Origin of the sequence: Bacillus sp. B4EP4a (assembly GCF_006680105.1) — a bacterium.
Classification (GTDB): domain Bacteria; phylum Bacillota; class Bacilli; order Bacillales; family DSM-1321; genus Peribacillus; species Peribacillus simplex_E.
Genome location: NZ_VHIK01000020.1, coordinates 15,987 through 35,570, shown reverse-complemented (window position 1 = coordinate 35,570; position 19,584 = coordinate 15,987). Strand labels below are relative to the sequence as shown.

Annotated in this window: 14 protein-coding genes and 1 pseudogene; 1 reads left to right on the top strand and 14 read right to left on the bottom strand. The window is 37.1% G+C overall.

Annotated elements, in window-relative coordinates; translation table 11 throughout:
• Positions 1–22 precede the first annotated feature (22 nt).
• From FNK51_RS11560 to FNK51_RS27190, 4 genes and pseudogenes are all read right to left on the bottom strand, one after another.
• Positions 23–1,369 carry a GntP family permease gene (locus tag FNK51_RS11560; protein WP_141993404.1) on the bottom strand — a complete coding sequence of 449 codons (1,347 nt, stop codon included), beginning with the start codon at positions 1,367–1,369 and terminating at the stop codon, positions 23–25.
• A gap of 18 nt (positions 1,370–1,387) precedes the next feature.
• Positions 1,388–2,932 (bottom strand): gluconokinase, encoded by a 1,545-nt coding sequence (gene gntK, locus FNK51_RS11555; RefSeq protein ID WP_098373502.1) that lies wholly within the window; start codon positions 2,930–2,932, stop codon positions 1,388–1,390.
• Positions 2,925–3,656, bottom strand: a complete 732-nt coding sequence (locus FNK51_RS11550) for a GntR family transcriptional regulator (RefSeq protein ID WP_141993403.1) — start codon at positions 3,654–3,656, stop codon at positions 2,925–2,927. Before FNK51_RS11550 ends, gntK begins: the two co-directional genes overlap by 8 nt.
• Before the next feature lie 144 nt (positions 3,657–3,800).
• Positions 3,801–3,992 (bottom strand): annotated as a pseudogene (locus FNK51_RS27190) (DDE-type integrase/transposase/recombinase); the annotation flags it as partial.
• Positions 3,993–4,163: 171 nt separating this feature from the next.
• Between FNK51_RS27190 and FNK51_RS27185 the strand changes: the two are divergent.
• Positions 4,164–4,373, top strand: a complete 210-nt coding sequence (locus tag FNK51_RS27185) for a hypothetical protein (RefSeq protein ID WP_185150941.1) — start codon at positions 4,164–4,166, stop codon at positions 4,371–4,373.
• Positions 4,374–5,591: 1,218 nt separating this feature from the next.
• Here the strand turns inward: FNK51_RS27185 and FNK51_RS11540 are convergent.
• The 10 genes from FNK51_RS11540 to FNK51_RS11490 form a co-directional block, all read right to left on the bottom strand.
• Positions 5,592–5,939, bottom strand: a complete 348-nt coding sequence (locus tag FNK51_RS11540; protein WP_141993402.1) for a hypothetical protein — start codon at positions 5,937–5,939, stop codon at positions 5,592–5,594.
• Positions 5,940–6,475: 536 nt separating this feature from the next.
• A complete protein-coding gene (locus FNK51_RS11535) occupies positions 6,476–7,183 on the bottom strand; it encodes an SH3 domain-containing protein (protein WP_141993401.1) in 708 nt (235 codons plus the stop codon).
• A 729-nt stretch (positions 7,184–7,912) separates the two neighbouring features.
• Positions 7,913–9,244 carry a peptide MFS transporter gene (locus FNK51_RS11530; RefSeq protein WP_098373497.1) on the bottom strand — a complete coding sequence of 444 codons (1,332 nt, stop codon included), beginning with the start codon at positions 9,242–9,244 and terminating at the stop codon, positions 7,913–7,915.
• Positions 9,245–9,797: 553 nt separating this feature from the next.
• Positions 9,798–10,433 carry a response regulator gene (locus FNK51_RS11525; RefSeq protein WP_141993400.1) on the bottom strand — a complete coding sequence of 212 codons (636 nt, stop codon included), beginning with the start codon at positions 10,431–10,433 and terminating at the stop codon, positions 9,798–9,800.
• Complete coding sequence (locus tag FNK51_RS11520; protein ID WP_286178650.1) at positions 10,430–11,770, bottom strand: sensor histidine kinase; 1,341 nt, start codon at positions 11,768–11,770, stop codon at positions 10,430–10,432. Before FNK51_RS11520 ends, FNK51_RS11525 begins: the two co-directional genes overlap by 4 nt.
• A 492-nt stretch (positions 11,771–12,262) precedes the next feature.
• A complete protein-coding gene (locus FNK51_RS11515) occupies positions 12,263–12,973 on the bottom strand; it encodes a TetR/AcrR family transcriptional regulator (RefSeq protein ID WP_141993399.1) in 711 nt (236 codons plus the stop codon).
• 307 nt (positions 12,974–13,280) lie between these two features.
• The gene (locus FNK51_RS11510) at positions 13,281–14,573 is read right to left on the bottom strand and encodes an MFS transporter (protein ID WP_141993398.1); all 1,293 of its coding nucleotides are present in this window, start codon (positions 14,571–14,573) and stop codon (positions 13,281–13,283) included.
• A 26-nt stretch (positions 14,574–14,599) separates the two neighbouring features.
• Positions 14,600–16,645, bottom strand: a complete 2,046-nt coding sequence (locus tag FNK51_RS11505) for a CocE/NonD family hydrolase (RefSeq protein WP_141993397.1) — start codon at positions 16,643–16,645, stop codon at positions 14,600–14,602.
• A 725-nt stretch (positions 16,646–17,370) separates the two neighbouring features.
• Complete coding sequence (locus tag FNK51_RS11500; RefSeq protein WP_141993396.1) at positions 17,371–17,745, bottom strand: DUF1878 family protein; 375 nt, start codon at positions 17,743–17,745, stop codon at positions 17,371–17,373.
• Between the two features lie 1,174 nt (positions 17,746–18,919).
• Positions 18,920–19,525 (bottom strand): P-loop nucleotide/nucleoside kinase family protein, encoded by a 606-nt coding sequence (locus FNK51_RS11490; RefSeq protein WP_098373475.1) that lies wholly within the window; start codon positions 19,523–19,525, stop codon positions 18,920–18,922.
• Between the last annotated feature and the right edge of the window lie 59 nt (positions 19,526–19,584).

Below are 19,584 nucleotides of genomic sequence, written 5' to 3'. Positions count from 1 at the left end.
GGGATTTACTGCCAGGAAAGGCTTATACAAATAAGCTTAGTAATAGAATAAATCCTAATCCAGCTACTGAAATGATCGTCTCAAGCAAGGTCCACGTTGCAAATGTTTCTTTCATGCTTAAACCAAAATACTCTTTAAACATCCAGAAACCAGCATCGTTAACGTGTGAAGCAATTAAACTTCCCGCTCCTGTAGCAAGCACAACTAGAGCAAGGTTAACGTCCGTCTGACCTAACATCGGAATTACTAAACCAGCTGTCGTTAAGGCAGCAACGGTAGCAGATCCTAAGGAAATACGCAGGATTGCCGCGATGATCCAGGCAAGCAAGATTGGTGATAATGATGTTCCTTTGAACAATTCAGCTACATAGTCACCTACACCGCCGTCGATCAATACTTGCTTGAAGGCTCCTCCGCCCCCTATGATTAAAAGCATCATTCCGATATGCAAGATTGCTGATGTACAAGATTCCATAATATCTTTCATTGGAATCTTTCTTGCTAATCCCATTGAATAGACCGCAAATAATAAGGAAAGCAACATGGAAGTACCGGCCTCACCAATAAAACGGATAGCTGCTAGTAGACCATTATCTTCAAATCCCATTGTTTTTTGCATCAAAGTGATAATCGTAGCAATTGACATTAATATAACCGGAAGTAAAGCAGTAAATACACTGATCCCAAATCCAGGTGTTTCTTCAAGTTTAAATGATTTTTGTTCTCCTAAAGAGGCAATGCTGCCTGTTTTCGTAAATGATTCAGGTACTAATCTTTTAGCTATCTTCGTAAATACTGGTCCAGCTAAAATAACGGTTGGAACCGCAATAATGAAGCCGTAAAGTAAAACCTGACCAATGTCAGCACCATATTCACCAGCGATAACGGTTGGTCCTGGGTGCGGCGGTAAGAAACCGTGTGTTACCGATAATGCTGCAACCATTGGAATACCAAGATACAATATCGAAACTTTCAATTCCCTTGAAATTGCAAATACGATTGGAATTAATAATACTAATCCCACTTCAAAAAACAATGCGACACCGATAATAAATGATGCTGCCACAACAGCCCATTGAATATTCATTTCACCGAATTTTTTAACAAGGGTCATGGCAATGCGCTGCGCTCCGCCTGAATCTGCGATCAACTTACCCAACATCGCTCCAAGTCCAAAGATTAACGCTAAGTGACCAAGTGTCCCGCCTAATCCAGCTTCAATGGTTTTGACAATTCCATCAAGTGGCATCCCAAGTGCTAAAGCCACTCCAAACGATACAATGATCAAGGAAATAAAGGTGTTTAATTTTAAACCCATTATTAATATTAATAAAGCGACAATTCCTAAAGCGACAATAACTAATGGCATTGTAATTCCTCCATGTCTTTACTTTGTAGCATTTATTAAGTTTCTTTGATAATTCGCAATCTGTGTATATTCGTTTTCCAATCCCCTTGATAGGTTAATGAAAATCGGCAGTAGTTGCCTATATTCTTTTACAGAATCATCTTTCGGTGTGTGCTTGTGGGTATTGCCTATCATTTCAGAAACGACTTCGAAGGAATCAATTTCCCCGGTGGCATATAACCCCAATATACAAGCACCCAGGCACGAACTTTCGTAACTTTCTGGAACCACGACTTCCGATTCGAAAATATCGGACATCATTTGCCGCCAAACAGCCGACCTTGCGAAGCCTCCCGTAGCTTGAATTCGGGTCACGGGACCATCCATACATTCAGTTAAGGCTAAAAATACTGTATATAAATTGTAAATGACTCCTTCTAGAGCCGCTCGAATCATATGTTCTTTCTTATGCGAGAGTGTTAATCCGAAAAATGAACCCCTTACGTCCGGATTCCATAATGGTGCACGTTCACCTGCAAGATATGGATGGAATAACAATCCATCAGCGCCTGGTCTTACACGTTCGGCAATCTTGGTCAAGACTTCATAAGCGTCGATTCCGAGTCTTTTAGCCGTTTCTACCTCAGAAGAAGCAAACTCATCACGAATCCAGCGAAGGACCATCCCGCCATTGTTTACCGGCCCGCCAATCACCCAATGCTTTTCCGTTAGGGCATAGCAAAAGATTCTTCCTTTTTCGTCTGTTTTCGGCTCGTCAATAATCGTCCGAATCGCACCGCTTGTCCCAATCGTGACTGCGATTTCGCCTTTCCGGATAGCGTTTACACCTAGGTTTGAAAGGACACCATCACTTGCCCCAATGACAAAGGGGGTTTGTGGATCAATCCCAATCTGTTTGGCTAAATTCGGGTCACAGTTGTTAAAGACCTTTGTTGTTGGTACGAGTTCAGATAATTGCCCACGCGTTATTCCGGCAATTCTTAGGGCTTCCTCATCCCAATCCAAATTTTTGAGATTCATCATGCCCATCGATGAAGCAAGGGAATAATCGACAACATATTGATCAAATAACTTTTTAAAGATATATTCTTTAATCCCGATGTACTTTTTAACATTGGTTGCGATCTCTGGGTGATCATTCACGATCCAGGTGATTTTGGATAATGGTGACATTGGGTGTATCGGTGTTCCGGTCCGTTTGTAAACTTCATGCCCATCTAATTCATCTTTTATTTTATGGGCCCAAGCTTCACTGCGATTATCTGCCCAAGTGATACAACGGGTCAGCGGCTGGTCATTTTCATCCATGGCTATAACACTATGCATCGCACTGCTAAATGAAATAAAAGATATCTGTTTATCTGAATGCTGTTTCGTTATATTTGTAAAGGCTTTCAAAACGGCCTGAAAAATCTCTTCAGGGTCCTGTTCCGCTGTTGTCATATCCGGTGTGTAAAGAGGATAACCAATATTCTCTTGCTGGATGACATCGCCTTTTTTAGTGAATAATACAGCTTTTGTACTTGTTGTACCGATGTCTACACCTAACATATAGCTAGTCATTTTCTTGTTCGACTCCTTTTGAAAGCATCTGTTGGGCCATCCATAAGTCTTCAACTTTCCCTTGAACATCATCAAAGTTTTCATGTAACGACTTAATCATGAGGTCCCGATTTTTTGTTCTGATCGCATCAATATAAAGTTGATGATTATTTATGATCCGTGTAAAGTCTTCATACTTTTCTTTAAAACGACTGCGCATGGATAGAAGAATCAAACTTTCCATCACAGGTTTTAAATTATCCCAGATCATCAGGATGTAGGAATGATCGATGGACCGAATGATCGTTTCGTGGAATAGGACATCCTGATAGGAAAACTCATCAGCATCTCGGTATTTTATGGAAATTTTCATCATTTCCATTATTTTACTAAGTTCCGTCACTAATTCATTCGTTTCCATCTTTACTAGACGTTCGAATACAAACGTTTCGATGAGTATACGCACATCATAAATTTCTGCATATTTTTTTTCTGTTAAACCAATGACAACCGCACCCATTCTTTCCAATCGGATGATATTTTCAGAGGCCAATATTTTTAACGCTTCACGAACTGGTGAGCGGCTTACACCGAAATCGGCAGCTATTTTATTTTCAGATAGGATGGCACCGCTTTCAATCATCCCCGAAATAATACGCATTCTAAGCTCGGATGTTACGCGATCACCAGCTGAAGCTTTTGAAAGCCATTTTACAGGATATAGAAACTCCTTTGATTCAGCCATAAATTCACCTTCTAATAGAGTTCAAGTACACTTGTATACAAGTATTTTATAATAAAGATAATGAATAATGCAAGCATTTTGAATGTAACCGGATACTGGTAATATAGTTAAAGTTTGTTGGGATTTTAGAAGGTTCTGGTGCAAAAATAACTTATGAATGAATCCAACCTCATTTTGGGCAGACTTTGCCCGTTGATGAGGTTGGTTTTTTTTAACCCTATGCATAGCTTCGATACCACACAAAATATGATCGCTGTTCGAAACGATTTCAATCCCCACATGGAACGGATCCGTTTTTATAAAACGATGATCTTATTCCACAATGTTGTTCAGATACAGTTCCGGTAATATCAGGATTATTGCTTTCCACTTCAATCATTGGAGCGAATTTCGTTGACAATACTAATCTAGTTATTTTATTCATGTGTATCGCCTTTTTTGGAAACGGTTTCGCTTCAATCACCTGGGTGTTTGTTTCATTGCTTGCCCCAAAAAGGCTGATTGGGATTGCTGGAGGTATCTTCAATTTCATTGATGGTACAGCATCAATTATTATACCGATTGTCAAAGAGCGGTGATTTTGCTCCTGCACTTACCTTTATTGCTTGTATAACCTTTGCGGGAGCCATGTCCTACATTTTCTTGGTTGGTAAAATCGAAAGGGTTCAGGATTTTGCTGATTTTGATTTACGGAATGGTAAGAAGTTATCGAGCTAATTATAAATGCGTAGAAAATCTACAAACAACAAAGCAGTGCATCCCGAAAATTGGGATCACTGCTTTGTTGTTTGTAATTCAACATTAATATTAAACTCTTCGTTATGCTCGATATAGAAATCCTCTTTTGCAACTTGTATATAAGTTAAAAAAGCGTCATCATATATGTTATTTACATTCTTATCTGAATCTTTATTTTAATACCCCACTACCAAAGCTAAAGTTACCGACTTATTACTAGTAAGGTAAAAAATCAAGCCATCATAAAAATATATCTTTGCAACTTTATCTGAAAATCCTGCAATAATTACTGCATTGATATCAATTTTACCCAATAAGTGTGCCTGGCTAAGAATTTAGCCATATTAACTCTTTTCAATGTACTTATGTTTTACTACATCTTTTAGAAGCTTCTAATTTTGTCGATATCTACTCAGAATTTGTAGATATTTCTCGGGAAATTGTTGAAACTTGAAAATAGTGATTCTGAATAGAATTTACACTTTCGATTTGATTGCCTTAGGTTTAAATAGTTATTAACACCCCAATTTCGTAAAAGAGACTAAAAAAAGGTAATGAAACCTTTTTCTTATTGAAGTAATGTTTCGTAATGGATTTTTTGTTGTTCATTTTTAAGCTATGACATATCGTTTGTCAGTGAGATGTTCATTTCACGCGTAGCTGCGAGTTCATTGATTAAAAAATTAAGCTCTCAAATGAGAACATGGGTTAAATTGTCATCTGTATCGGGTATCGCTATCTCTGTTTCATTGGTTCCATCTAATCTTTCTTTTTCATGATACAAGTGTCTCTTGCTTTATCGTTTAGGGGGTTGCCCGTATCGCGTAACGCTTTAAGCGTTTCGATATCGGATTGAACGAAGGGGAGTTAATTTCCATATTTTAACAACAATTATCCATTTCGCTCTACGTATTAAACTTACTTTCGAACATTGATTTTGCATCTCCACTTCTTTGCCACTTCCTTGGAAGAGGATGCTCATTCATTTGGATGTATATCTTGTCGCATATCGGACCTCCCTTTCTATAAAAGATAAAGGTTCTGTGGATTTATTTTCATGTTATATCGCCCAGCGATACGAAACACACAAAAGAACCGATAAGCACCTTTCTTAAGGAACACTATTAGGGACATGGATCTTGCTGGAGCTTCGAAACCGTTGTTTTAAGCTGAGAAATATCCTTTGTCTGTGGACGTTCATTTCAAGCGTAGCTGGAGTTCATTGGTTAAAACAATTAAAATCTCTTTTATTTGTTTGGAATTATGGGTTAAGTTGTCATATATATCGGGTATCGCTATCTCTGTTTCATTAGATTCATCTAATCTATCTTTTTGTAGATACACAAGGTCTTTAGCTGTACCCTCTAGGGACTTGTCCGTATCGCGTAACGCTATGTTCGATTCGATGTCAGATTGAATAAAGATAGGCAACCGCCATCTTAAAAACTCATATCCGTTTCGGTCTAAGTTTTGACCATACTTTTGAACAGTGGGTGTTGCATCCCCACTTCTTCTTCCACTCCTTAGAAAAGAATACTCGTTCATTAGGATGTTTTTCATGTTTGCATATCGAACGCCGCTTTTCTATTAAACCTAAATGTTTCGAATTTATTTGCAAGTTATATCGCTGAGCGATATGAAACACACAAAAAAAGAGCTGATCAATCCCTGTCTGGATCAACTCTAGTAAGGATGACTCTTGTTTTTGAATGCAAGTTCTTAACCGCCTCAACTCCCATTTTATCAAACTGCCTTTTTTGCTTGCTTCAAATTGTGTATTTTGTTTTAGATGCATATCGCTTAAACAAATCTCCAATGAATTTCAATTGGGCCTTCGTTTGCCTTTGGTAGAACGTCCGATACATTGGTGTCCCGAGCTCTTACATAGCAGGTACCAAATCCTGTGAATTTGAAATATTCTTTCTTAATTCTGTGTTTTAGCTACGCGAATCATATATGGCACTATGATTTTTTATAAGTTTTGTGGATTCGCAACTCAATGCTTTTATCCATCATTATTTATTTAAAAAAGATTTATCAAATGTTTCTACAATACACAGCTAGGCAAAAAAACAGTCACCTTATTTTTTGAATATGGAGAAAAGCCCCCGCCATTTTTCGGAACGTTTTTGTATAGTCACTTCTAAACGTTTATTAAATTCATTTTGTGAACTCCATTCTTTTTTCTGTTCGTCCCGCATATTTTGTATTTCTTTTTGTAAGAGTTCACTTTTTTGTTTTTCTTGTTCCAGCAATGTTTCGTAATGGGTATTTTGTTGTTCAGTTAATTGTTCAATTTTAGTATTAGTTCTTTGCGCTGAATTTCCAATACTAGAACTTATAACATGATGATCCTGCTGGAGCCGGGAAACCTTTGTTTTAAGCTGTGACATATCGTTTGTCAATTGGACATTCATTTCACGTGTGGCTGCGAGTTCATTGACTAAAAACATTAGGGCCTCGTTTAATTGATTGGGGTCGTAGGGTAAATTTTCATATGTATCGGGTATCGCTATCTGTGTTTCATTGGATTCTTCTAATCTTTCTTTTTGTTGAGATACAAGGTCTTTAGCTGTATCGTCTAGGGGCTTGTCCGTATCGCGTAGCGCTATAAGCGCTACGATGTCAGATTGAACAAAGATACGTCGATCTCCATCTTTCAAAAACTCATATCCATTCCGCTCTAAGATTTGACCATACTTTCGAACAGTGGGAGTTGCAATTCCCACTTCTTCTGCCACTTCCTTGGATGAGAAAGCTCGTTCATTTAGTTGTATATCACGTCGCATATCGGACCTCTTTTCTATAACTAGTTGTATCTGTAGTCTACCTGACCTTAAATTTTCTGTCTAGATAAGTATAGCCTATCAAGAAGTTGTTAGGGATACCGATAAGATTTCCTTTTCCTTTCTTCTGTTTCCATCTAGGATTAGATCATCTATTCGCTTCCCTCCTTCTCTTGCATAGCCTCTATCTATCCTTATCCATTGTGGGTGTTACATCTGGTTGGGCCTGGCGCCTGGTCCCGTAGTGAAATGATTTTTCGGGCAAAAAAAATAGAAGTCCTTAGCATCCATTTTAAATACACACAATTATGTGCAGAGAGCTAATACTTTACAAAAGCTCTCTCTTTTATTGATGTTTAATTCCGAATCAAAAAGAAGCCTTTGCTCCTGTTGAGCAAAGGCTTCTTTTTGATCAGTTTCTTCTATTATTTTCGATACTTACTATAGTCCGTATTATATAAATAACTTTATATGATGTGCACTTGTTTCATTACTGTTTTATGGGTGTGAGCAAGTTGGATGGATTTCTTGCACCGAAACCGGTTATCCATGGTATTCTCTTTAAAAGAAAGATGATTATGTTTCATAAGAGAATCATTCCTTTCTGGTTTGGGCCGTTGTGGTGACTCCTCTACCCCAGTTTGGACCGATTCTTTTATTTTTTTATACTAAATAAAAAAGCTCGACCCAAAAGGCACATTATGCGCCTTTTGGGTCGAGCTCCTTTTCTCATTATTTCATCAGCTTTGCTACTGGCTTCGAAAGAAGCAATAATACAATACCTAAACCAATTGTTACAAAACCAATTACACTGAAGATTTCCAGGTAACCTAAAGACTGTGTATATGCAGCTAATTGGCCGGCTACCATATTAGCCACCGCGGAACTTGCCAGCCATACTCCCATTAGAAGAGAGGCAAGCTTGATTGGAGCAATTTTACTTACCATTGATAAACCAACTGGCGAAATCATTAATTCGGCTAATGTATGAAGGAAATACGTTACAATCATAAACAGGATGTTTACTTTCAGCGCTGTATCGTTTCCTGTATACATAACAGCAGGAAGCAGTACTAAGAAACCTAAACCAACAGTGACTAAACCAAGAGCCATCTTCGTTGGAGTTTTTAAGTCACCGCGTTTTGAGCTGCCAAGCTTGTACCATAAAGCAGACATAATTGGCGCTAAAATCACGATGAATAATGGGTTCAATGATTGGAACCAAGCAGTTGGAACTTCAAAACCAAATACATTCCGATCAATTTGGTCATTAGCATACAATGTCAATGAACTTCCTGCCTGCTCGAAAGCGGCCCAGAACGCAATAACGAAGACTGCCAAAATCACGATAGCCGCTGTACGTTTTTGTTCTCTTTTCGTTAACGGTGCAGCTGATTTTTGACCAGCTGTTACATCCGGTTTACCAGTAGGTTCTTTACCGATATCACCTAAATAGCGATTGCCTAATAAGTTGAAAACTAACTGCCCTACAATCATACCAATTGCTGCTGTCAGGAACCCATATTTATAGCTCATAAGTCCAACTACTAATGGTGCGAAGAAAGCCCCAACGTTAATACCCATATAGAAGATGGTGAAAGCTCCATCACGACGCGGATCGTTGTCTTCATAAAGATCACCAACAATTGTCGAGATGTTTGGCTTGAAGAAACCATTACCGATAATCAATAAACCAAGACCAATGTAAAGTGCTGTCAAACTCTGACTTGCGAATAGCGAAAAGTTACCAAGCGCCATTAAAATACCACCAATCGTGATCGCCAATCTTCTGCCTATGAAACGATCAGTTAAGTATCCGCCAATCATTGGCGTAATATAAACGGCACCAGTAAAGAATCCGTATATGCCCATAGCCGTAGATTTGTCGACTCCAAGCCCGCCATTTACAACAGTTGCTGTTAAGTAAAGAACGAGAATTGCTCTCATTCCGTAATAACTGAAGCGCTCCCATGCCTCAGTCGCGAAGAGCATATACAGTCCAGGAGGATGCTTTTTTCTGGACTGGTTTGGCTGCTGAACATCATTTTTTAAAATTGCTTGCATAATAAAGTCCCCCTAAATATGGTTAAATATTAAACCATCCACAAATCGTTTACATTCACAAAATAATTGCATGGTTTTTATTTTATTATTGATTCGTTCGTTCCACCTACGCCTAATACGATGATGGCCACGCATGCCATCCAACCCACCATGGGTAAGCGTTTACATTTTTTTAATCTTCGCTCTGGTGCAAAAAGAATCAGATAGCAAACTTCCATAATGTTCGGTGTTTTCACTATATTTCCGTGTTTATTTTGACAACATTTAAGGTTACACCTGAACCAAGCCAAGCCAACGTTCTTAGTCCACTAACAATGTCACCCCTCAGTGTAATCAATCTCTTTAAATGAACAATTCTTATTGCTTAAAAAAATGACATTCAATGAAAGCATGTAAATTTTAAAGAATTTTTAGTGTTGTAAAATAATTTTATATTATCAGAAAATATAAAAATACAGAAAAAAAAGAAAAAAACTCTTGCTGCATTAGCGATCTGTGTAGCAACGGGGACGCCCATTATAATAAAAAAACTGCCTTGTATTAAGGCAGTTTTTTAGTCAACAATCCATTGATATAAATTTTTCGGTCTTCCTATTTTTTGATAACTCACAATAATTTCTACTTTTCCTTCATCAAGTAAATGCATAATATAGCGATAGACGGTCGGATAAGCCAAACCAACTTCTTTAGAAATTGTATCAACGGAAAAAGGTTCACGATTAGAGTGTAAAAAATCACTAACGTGACAGAGTGTTCTCTTACTAATTCCCTTTGTTACAAATACATCCTTTTCTTCACTGGATTTTTGCTGCGTAGCTGATTGAGTTAATTTTGCAAGGCGTGCATGCAGTTGAATTCTTGAAATCAAATCAGGCGCTTTTACAGGCTTTAATGCAAAATCTGTTGCGCCTGCTTCAAGAAAGCGATCAGCAATTTCCTGTCGTTCATCGACTGTTAATACAAGTATCGGAACATCAGCATTAAGGTTACGAAGCTCACCCACTGTTTTTATTCCGTCCATTTCCGGCATATGATAATCAACTAAAACAACATCTGCTCCTTTTTCTGCAAACACATTTAACCCTTCTTTTCCGTTGTTTGCCGTATCTACATTCCAGCCGGCAAATTCACAAATTTCACTTAGCATATATTGAATTGATGCATCATCATCAATGACTAAGATGTTCATCTTGACACACTCCTCTCAGCTAGTTTTATCCAAATTATTGTCCCGTGTCCAAGCTTGCTGTCAATTTCTAAAGATGCACCATGTCCTTTAGCAACTTGTTGTACGAAAGCTAAACCCATCCCTGGATGCGATTTTGTACTAAACCCAGCTTTCCATATTTTCTCCTGCTCTTTAGGTGAAATCCCTTTCCCATTATCTGATACACCCAACCAAAGTTCATTTTCATAGGTTTTTATCTTAAGCAAAATCTTTCCATCTTCTATTCCATTCACTGCATCGTAAGCATTGTCAATTAAATTCACTAATGCCCTTGTCATTCGGATTTTATTAATTAAAATTTTAATTTCAGGATCTGCTTGAAAGTCTACTTTCAGATTAAGATTTGTCCCGCTCAGTCTGCTTGCTTCCACGTATCCAACTAAATCTTTTATACGGCACCAATGTTTTTTATCATCATATAAAATCTCAGAAATCATGTCGCTAACAGAATGAATCGATGATGAAATTTTTTGACAATATTCTTTAATTTTAGAATCGTCCACTTTCAAACTAATTAAAGAATTTAGCCCCTCAATTGCTGTGAGAGGTGTTTTTAAATCATGGACCAGATATAGTGCTTCTCGTCCTGATCTTGACTGCATTGCTTCTAATTGCGCATAATGAAGCTCTTGCTTTATCCGCCACTTTTGTTCAGCTAATGAAAAATACACAGCTAAAATAACAGCATTTATAACAAAAATTAAACACAAAGTTAAACTGTACAATGTTAAAGATTGCTCAAATCCAATTTGAACTGCTATATCTTTTAATTCCTTTGAAATCGACCCTTGGCCAAATCCATATTGGGATAAAGAAGGAATCTCATTCAGCCATTCAATCCCAAAGATTAATTGAGAACAAATAATTGTTTTAATAATTGGCTTTAGCCTATCCTTTTCAAAGGCTTGCAATAATAAGATTGCTAACAACAATAACAACGCATATGCGCTAAATGAGTATGTTAAAGAATAATAAGCATTTATCACGATATAGTCGAGAGGAATAACAATAAGAGGAATGATAATTTTTAACCATGGACGGTTTAAACGATCACCGATTTCGTCTCCCAACAGCAGTGCACCAATATAATGAAACAAAGCCAAAACTGTATTTAAAGAAATTAACAAAAAAACGGCAAGCATTAACTTATTTCCTGTTTCTTCACCTTCTCTTAATGAAATAAGCAAATCAGTAAGACCAATTTCATCAGGACCCAACCACGATAGTAAGAATACCCCGAATAAAATTACTCCAATTTTCATCCATATTGTCCAAGACTTCATAAGACCAGCTATCATAATCATTTCACCTTTAATATATTAATTTGCTTAGAATAGAATGATAAAAATCTTTCATTTCGTATGTATTTAAAGTTAGGTATACCCTTCCATATTCCATAATCTCATTATACGTAATTCATCGTCATTATGAAAATTATAAAAAAATGGGTTCTGGCGCAAAAATTCGAACAGCTTGCAAGTAATCCCTAAATCTTGAACAAAGCATTATGTACTTGAACTGTTTTGTAACGTCATTTTTAACTGAGGTTTTATATCATTCACGGATGGCTAATATTCTATAGGTATGTCCCGTTTCAACGACCTAAGTTTTTCAAGAAAAAGGCGCGTTTCTGGGGCAAGAAATGCGCTCTAAGAGCCGGTGCCTTTGCATTAGGAAGATTATCGAAGGTAAACAAGAAATAATAAAATAAATATCCTTATCCCAAGCCTTCTCGATCAATAGAGTAAGGCTTTTTCGATGTCGCTAGAAAAACAAATATATAGTAAATTTTATTTGTCAAATGGTAGAGAATGATTCTGCTGATTGGCATGATCTTTTTTAAAATGAAAGAGATTTGCGTTGTGTACAATCTCTGTTATATAGTTCATGGTGATTTTTGCAGCCGTTTGAAAATCGTAGCTTTTGCGATTATTTAAAACATTCGTAAACATTCCCTGCCATACTAAAATGGTCAATTCATTAATCGCATCAACGTTTTCCTCTTTAATGTAGCCCTCTCTTAATGCAATTTCTAAAAAGGATCGGCCTCTTTTTGACACATTACGTTCGAATAGGATAGTCTTTAATTCTTCAGGAATGTTAATCAAATCAGAAGGATAGATTTTATAATAGTCTTCGAGCAGCTTTTCAGGTTGATCGGCTAGGTCCATAATAAAAACCGCATGGAAAATTTGTGGTTGCTGAAAAGAGTGATTACAAAAACATTCCCATGCTAATAAGTACTTTTCAATTGGATCTTTTCCTTTTTCAATATAAACAGCTACCTCATCTGTGTAGCATTTCAAGAATTTCATTGAAGCGAAAAAAATCAAATGGGAGACCTCAGAAAAATAGTTATAAATGGTTGCGCTATTATAGCCCGCTTTATCCGCAACTTTCCTTATTGTTACATTCTCTAAACCTTCTTCTTCGATAATTTCAGCTGTTGCGTCCACAAAGTATTTCCACATGCGGCCCATTTGTATTTCTTTTTTTTTCATATCTATTCCCCTCACATTTTTAAAAAGATATAGGTCCATTTCAATCACTGAACCCTATAAAACAAAGCTTTCTGTATTCTTATCTATATTTTATAGTGGCATGCTAATCAATAAAGTGCTGATGGATAAATTATACCAAACTATGGCATGGAAGCCGAAAGAACAATAGCCCACAATAGAAACGTATAAAAATAAAAAGCTGGCAAAAAACAAAACGTTTATCGCCAGCCTCTTTACATTTTTGGGGATCTTTAAGAAAACCTTATTATTCTATCACTTGGCAACCTTTTGATCCTTTTGTTTTTTGCTAACTTGCTTTCATTTCTCTCTTCAGAAGCGCAATCTCTTTTCGTTTTTCTTTCGTTACTCTTTGCCAAATTATAGCCGTAATCAACCCAACAATCGTTAATCCTAATAAAATAGTAAATAATACCTTATAACCGTCTGTACCACTCCAGTGGTCCAAACAAGCACCTGCAACAATTGGCATAAAGATTTCTCCGCTATACCCAATAATCATCAAGGGCATGGCAACTGTTCCTGTTGTTTCGACAGGATAGTCTCCTTCCACCAAAATAGCGAAGTGCGTTGCCTGTAATGCATACATTGATATATAAATAATCGCTATAAAAACTAACAGTAATAAGATGAAAGAAGGCTTTCCGGGTAATACGATGAGAGCAGCTAAACCGATTGCCAGAACACAATAGCCAATTATGACCATATTCGAAATACCAATTCGATCCCCGATAATGCCAGAGCCAAAACTTCCGATTGGGCGACAATATTGTGAAAAGTAACCCAAAGCAGCGGCAATTATTGTTGAAGCACCAAAGGCGGCCGTTGCATAAGGCGTAATATAATAGAAACTATTAATCATCGCATAAGACGTTAAAATAAGAATGGCTGCCAACCAGGTTGTTGGCATTTTAAGAATCCTCAAAAGTATTGCCCAATCAAATTTTTTATCTGCCTTTTCTTTTATTTCATCACTACTGTTGTTACCATCAGGTTCCTTATAAAGTAACATAATCATGATCCCTAAAAGAATACACATCACGGAATAAAAAATAATCACAGAGGACAATGCCAGCTTGTCACTCAGTTGCTTTGCTAAAAAGGCGAAAAGTCCTAATACCAAAGCAGATTCGATAACTTTGGCAGCACCGCGTCCGCCTTCAAAAAAGCCGAATGCTTTTCCTTGTTCATTTTCAGATGCTAACGAACGGACGGCTTTTATTAACGCTACCCAAAAGGTCATGATGGATGTTATACCCCAAGCTGCATAGATTAGCAGCAACACAGGGTAAGGGGGATACAATAGTAAAGCAAAGCCTAGAATCCCTGTCGCAAATAAGGATATGGATAACAAGTGCTTCGTTCTCCATCGATCTGCCACATACCCTCCAAAGATATAGGAAATCAAACAGCAAACTCCATATGCACTGCCAAGCGTACCCATTTGTGTATTGGTCAAGTGAAAGGCATTTAAGAATACATCATAATAATAGTTTCGAAAATAAGGCAATGTATAAATCATTTCACCTGCAATGATTAATATGACTAGAGTAGGTATATTTTTCCTTAGTTTACCTTTCATCTCTTTTCTCTCCAATCCCTGGCTTTTTAAAGTCCTGAACGCTCAATCTTTTGATCCCAATTCTTATGAAATGCCGGTCGGCCGTTTTCTTTAACATCCATTTCCCCAACAATCATAAAGCTTTCTGCATCAGAAGTTTGGGTAACGGTAATGTCAGCGTCAATCCACCAACCCTCACGCCCAATCCTCATTTTTTGATAAATTGTATATTTCGCGGAAAGAGGATTAGCATTACTTAATGTCAACTCTCGTCTCAAATTGTGTTCAACCGTAACATCGATGTCATCAAAGCGATAGACCCCTTCACCAAATACCCCTCCAACACCATCGGTTATGCAAGTCCATGTATCCGTTAAAATATCGTATGTAATGGAACGATCGACTCTTCCCTCTGAAAGTATAGTTGTCGGAGTTAATGGGGCGCTTTGAGGACTCATATTCGGTCCAGATACCCGGCTTCCTTTAAAGATTGGTAATGAAAACTTCGCGGTTTCAAGATTCAGAGTAAGTGTTGCATCCTCAGGCATTGGCCAAAACATTGGCCAAAAAGTTGTTGCAATGGACAAACGTATCCGGTGCCCGGCTTTAAATTTATGCCCGCAACAGTCTAAATTAACAAATGCATTTACCTTTTCACCTGGGGTTAACAAGTCTACTTGATCATGTCCATTTAAATGGGTTAAATTCATTACTCCATAAGAAACACGGGTAACGGCTCCATCTGGTGCCACATCTGATAGTTGTGCGAAGAGCATTGCCTTTGGTCTGTCACTTGTCATTTGTACTTCAAATCTTGGATAACCAACTATTTCTAATGGGCCTTCTAAGACATCCCCTTCAAATACCATCGTCATACCATCATCCAATCGTTGGTCTGATGGACTTTCACCCGGTACTCCGGCACCCATCCATTCACCTGATAAAAGGCCGTGATTTAAAGGTGTTTTTAATAACACTCGCTCTTCTGTTTCATCTCTTTCCTCTAGCAATTTACCATGAGTCAATTGATAAGTTTGCGTTAGCACTTCATTTGATGGCCAGGAATCGAGTCCAATCCACTCTCCTTTACTTACTGGTTTAATGGAAGAAGGAGGCATACTTTCCTCAAGCCATACATTCACCATCGGTCCATCCATCGCGTCGTTCTCTTTTCCTTTTAGCCAATGGTCCCACCATTTAACAGCTTCTTGCAAAAAGCCCATTGCTGGTCCTGGAACACCATCATGAGGGTATACGTGTGCCCAAGGACCAATAATCCCCTTTCTGGGAACTGAAAGCCCTTTCATTAAACTTAATACGGTATTCGTATAAGAATCTTCCCAACCATCGATGGCTAGAACTGGCACTTCAATGTCATCGTAATTTTCACAAACTGAACCATGCTTCCAATAAGCATCTCTCGTTTGGTGCTCCATCCATTGCGCCATCCATAAAGGCATTTCCTCTAATCTTTCCAGCCATTTTTCACGCCAGCTATCCCCAACAATATAAGGGTCAAGCGGACGCACCTGATAGGCTAGCATAATGGCCCCCCACCAGAAATTATCATTTAAGAGGCAGCCGCCTTTATAGTGGATATCATTGTTATACCGGTCATCGGTAAACCCGAGTGTAATAATCGCTTTTAAATTTTTGGGTCTTCTGGCTGCAACTTGAAGGGAATTAAAGCCCCCCCATGATTTACCCATCATACCGATATTTCCATCACACCAATTTTGCTTTGATATCCAATCAATAACTTCCAGAGCATCATCTTGTTCTTGCTTTAAGTATTCATCCCTTAGCAGACCATCTGATTCCCCCGAACCTCTCATATCCACTCTGACAACTGCATAACCGTGCCCGGCAAAATAACCATGCATCGGTTCATCTCTTGCCCTTGTACCGTCTGTTTTTCTGTAAGGAATGTACTCCAAAATGGCAGGTACTTTTTGCCCTTCCCTAACTTCAGGCAACCAGATACGACTTGAAAGTCTAGTTCCATCTTTTAAAACAATCCAAGTGTTTTCAATGGTTTGAAACGCATAAGGAAAATTAGTGATAATTTCTTTTTCTTTATAATCTGTTGACATTTCTCATCCTCCTCTTAGTCATTTTTCATCCGCCGTAAGGTGGTCATTATCATTATTTTTAACTCACTATTAGCGCTTTCTATAAACTTTTAATCGTAATTACAAAACAATCATAGTAATTTTATAATCATGATTATATTTGTGAAATTAGTATATCACCCGAATATGTGTTAAACAACTTAAAATTTTCAGAATTTTTATACTGAATTTTACTTTACATAAAAAGAAAAAGCCTCCCACAGTAAACTGTGAGAGGCCTTCAACTTTAAAAATATTCGCATGTTAGGTTGGCAATCATTCTGAATCGCCGTTAAACCCTCTATATTCCTTGGGTTCTAGACGATGATTACATCATGCCGCCCAACTAAAAGGTGGTTTTTTGCTCTTATATGGGTTGGCAAATTCTTGGAGTAACCTGGATTTTAAGAATGGAGATTGTATACGTTGGAAAAATTGGGTTATTCAAAAAATTTAGCAACCCTGGATGGTGAATTTTTATATCATCTAACCCCCTATTAATTTCAGAAGGAGAGATTATCATGAAAGTGAAAAAACACCTCCACATTGATTGGCTGATATTCAATACCTACTTTTCAACGAAAGGTGTTTACTTTTCTCATTTTTTAGGTCAGTGCAACTATAGAAAAAAGGGGGTTTCTCGCTTTTGCATATTTAGTTAGTTTGCCAAAATAATATTATATACGGATGCTTGTTGAGATTATTCTTTATTGTTCCAAGAGGTAATTACATAAATCAACTTGAAAATATTGATTTCTCAAGGATTTAATTAGATAAATAGGGTTCACATCAATATTTACATGTAATAATGCCTTTTCAAAGGTATCCATGGACACTGAAGGATTATCTCCTAATAATGATGCAATGGCTGCTTCATATTTACCCTTTTGGTAAGTACCTTCCTTTTTATCTTCTAAAGCATGAAGTATATCAAAAATTACCTTTGAATCCTTTTCACTCAGATCATTATTCAAAATGAAATGAAAAAAAGTATATTGTTCAGGATTTTTATCCAAAGCAATTGAAAGTAATAACTTTTGATGATATTTCATCTTTTTAAACTCATCTATTAACTCATCCATTAAATTCAACTCCTACTATTATAATACCCAAAGTGCGATTGCAACTTCTCTAACTCTAATAATTTTCATTGTGGTCAAACTCCTTTTAACAATGGGGTTAGGGGTAGGGGTAGGGTAAGTGTTTCCGCTCTTCTAACTTTATACTAATATATTTAGTAAATCCTCTCGTCCCAAAAGTGAAACGATATAATTTAAATTTCATAATTCCCTTATTTTTCAGCGATGCTTCCCTGGTAGAAATCGTGTATTCCCTATACCGGTTCAAGAATCGGTGATCATTCCCCTTAAAATGGGCAACTTTTAACACCAAAAACAAAGGGTTCTTTACGTACGATTAAGATTGATGAAATGCTGTTAACATGTCATAGAAGCACCGAATAGTTGATACCCAACTTAAACGGCTTCCGAAAAAAGCAGGAATGGAAAAGAACATTACTCCACACTTATTTAGGCATACCTGCACTTCACTATTGATTGAAGCTGTAGAAGGAATTAAAAAATCAACAACGATTAGGAAATAACGAATTCATATATAAAGAAAAGGCCTCCCACAGTAAACTGTGAGAGGCCTTCAACTTTAAAAATATTCACATGTTAGGTGAGCACTCATTCTGAATCGTCGTTAAACCCTCTATATACCAAGGGTTCTAGGCGATGATTACATCATGCCACCCATTCATCTTTAAATAAAATAGAAAGTAATAGGATACAAAAAAGGACTATATATCAATATTTCGCAAGAATTCAACTAAATTAATTTAAATGCGATATTATTAAGAAGAGGACAAACCCGAGGACAAAAAAAGCCCTTCTCGTTTGAGATGGGCTCTAGTTATGCTGTTTCTTCTTATTCATTTCGAACGCAAATCTAGATTTAATCACTTGATCATTTTAGGTATTTTTTGTTAAACTCATATATTCCATTTTCATCAGTACCCATCACATTTCCCATAAAATTTTCAAGGCCAGGCGTACTTCAAATTAATTGTAGGGCATATACAGCTCTACCTGAAGAATTCCGTTTTAAAAAACATTTTGATGACTATCTCTTTAATAGTTACAATGATTTTTTTAACACATTGAACAAAAATGTGTGGAGGGAATTCAGCTTTTTGAAGAACAGCCTCTAAGTTTTGGATTTCACAATTCTTTGCTAGTTTCAGAAATGTACCTTTTAATGTATCCCCCGTTCTATATCTTCCAACAACCTAGAATAATTCACTTTTGTATAATCTGATACATCGACTTCATATAATTTCCCTAATTCAAACGTGTCATATCCTCTTGTTGTACATCTATTTATAAATTCCTCATAGATCAATAAATTATCTGCATTACTTCTATTAGCTAAATGATCCCCTTTTTTATAGGAAGTCACGATATGACTCAAATGCCTTGTCGGATCCAAATCTCGCTTTTTTTGCCGTTCAAACAAAATATCTAAATCTGCAATTAACCGAATAGTAACGATCTCATAACCATATCTATCTACTAATTGCTGAATATGAGGCTTTTGTTTCTGACTAAAAGGATAATCAGACATAATATTGTCGCCTACTTGCATTTGCTTTTCCATTATTTCATAGTACTTCGCCCATGCTATCTTTTCTATCTTCTGCTTTTCTTCTAAATTACGATAACCATATATATCACAATAATATTCTTTCAAGTCATCCTGAGAAAGATTATAAAATGACCCTAATTTACTATTGATGATATTACTCAAGTAGGTTTTCCCTGTTCCTGGTAAACCTGCTAATAAGATTAAGGCTTTATCCATCTTACCACCTCATAATCTAACGAATAAAGAAAGAGTACTAGGAATACCCCGTACTCTCT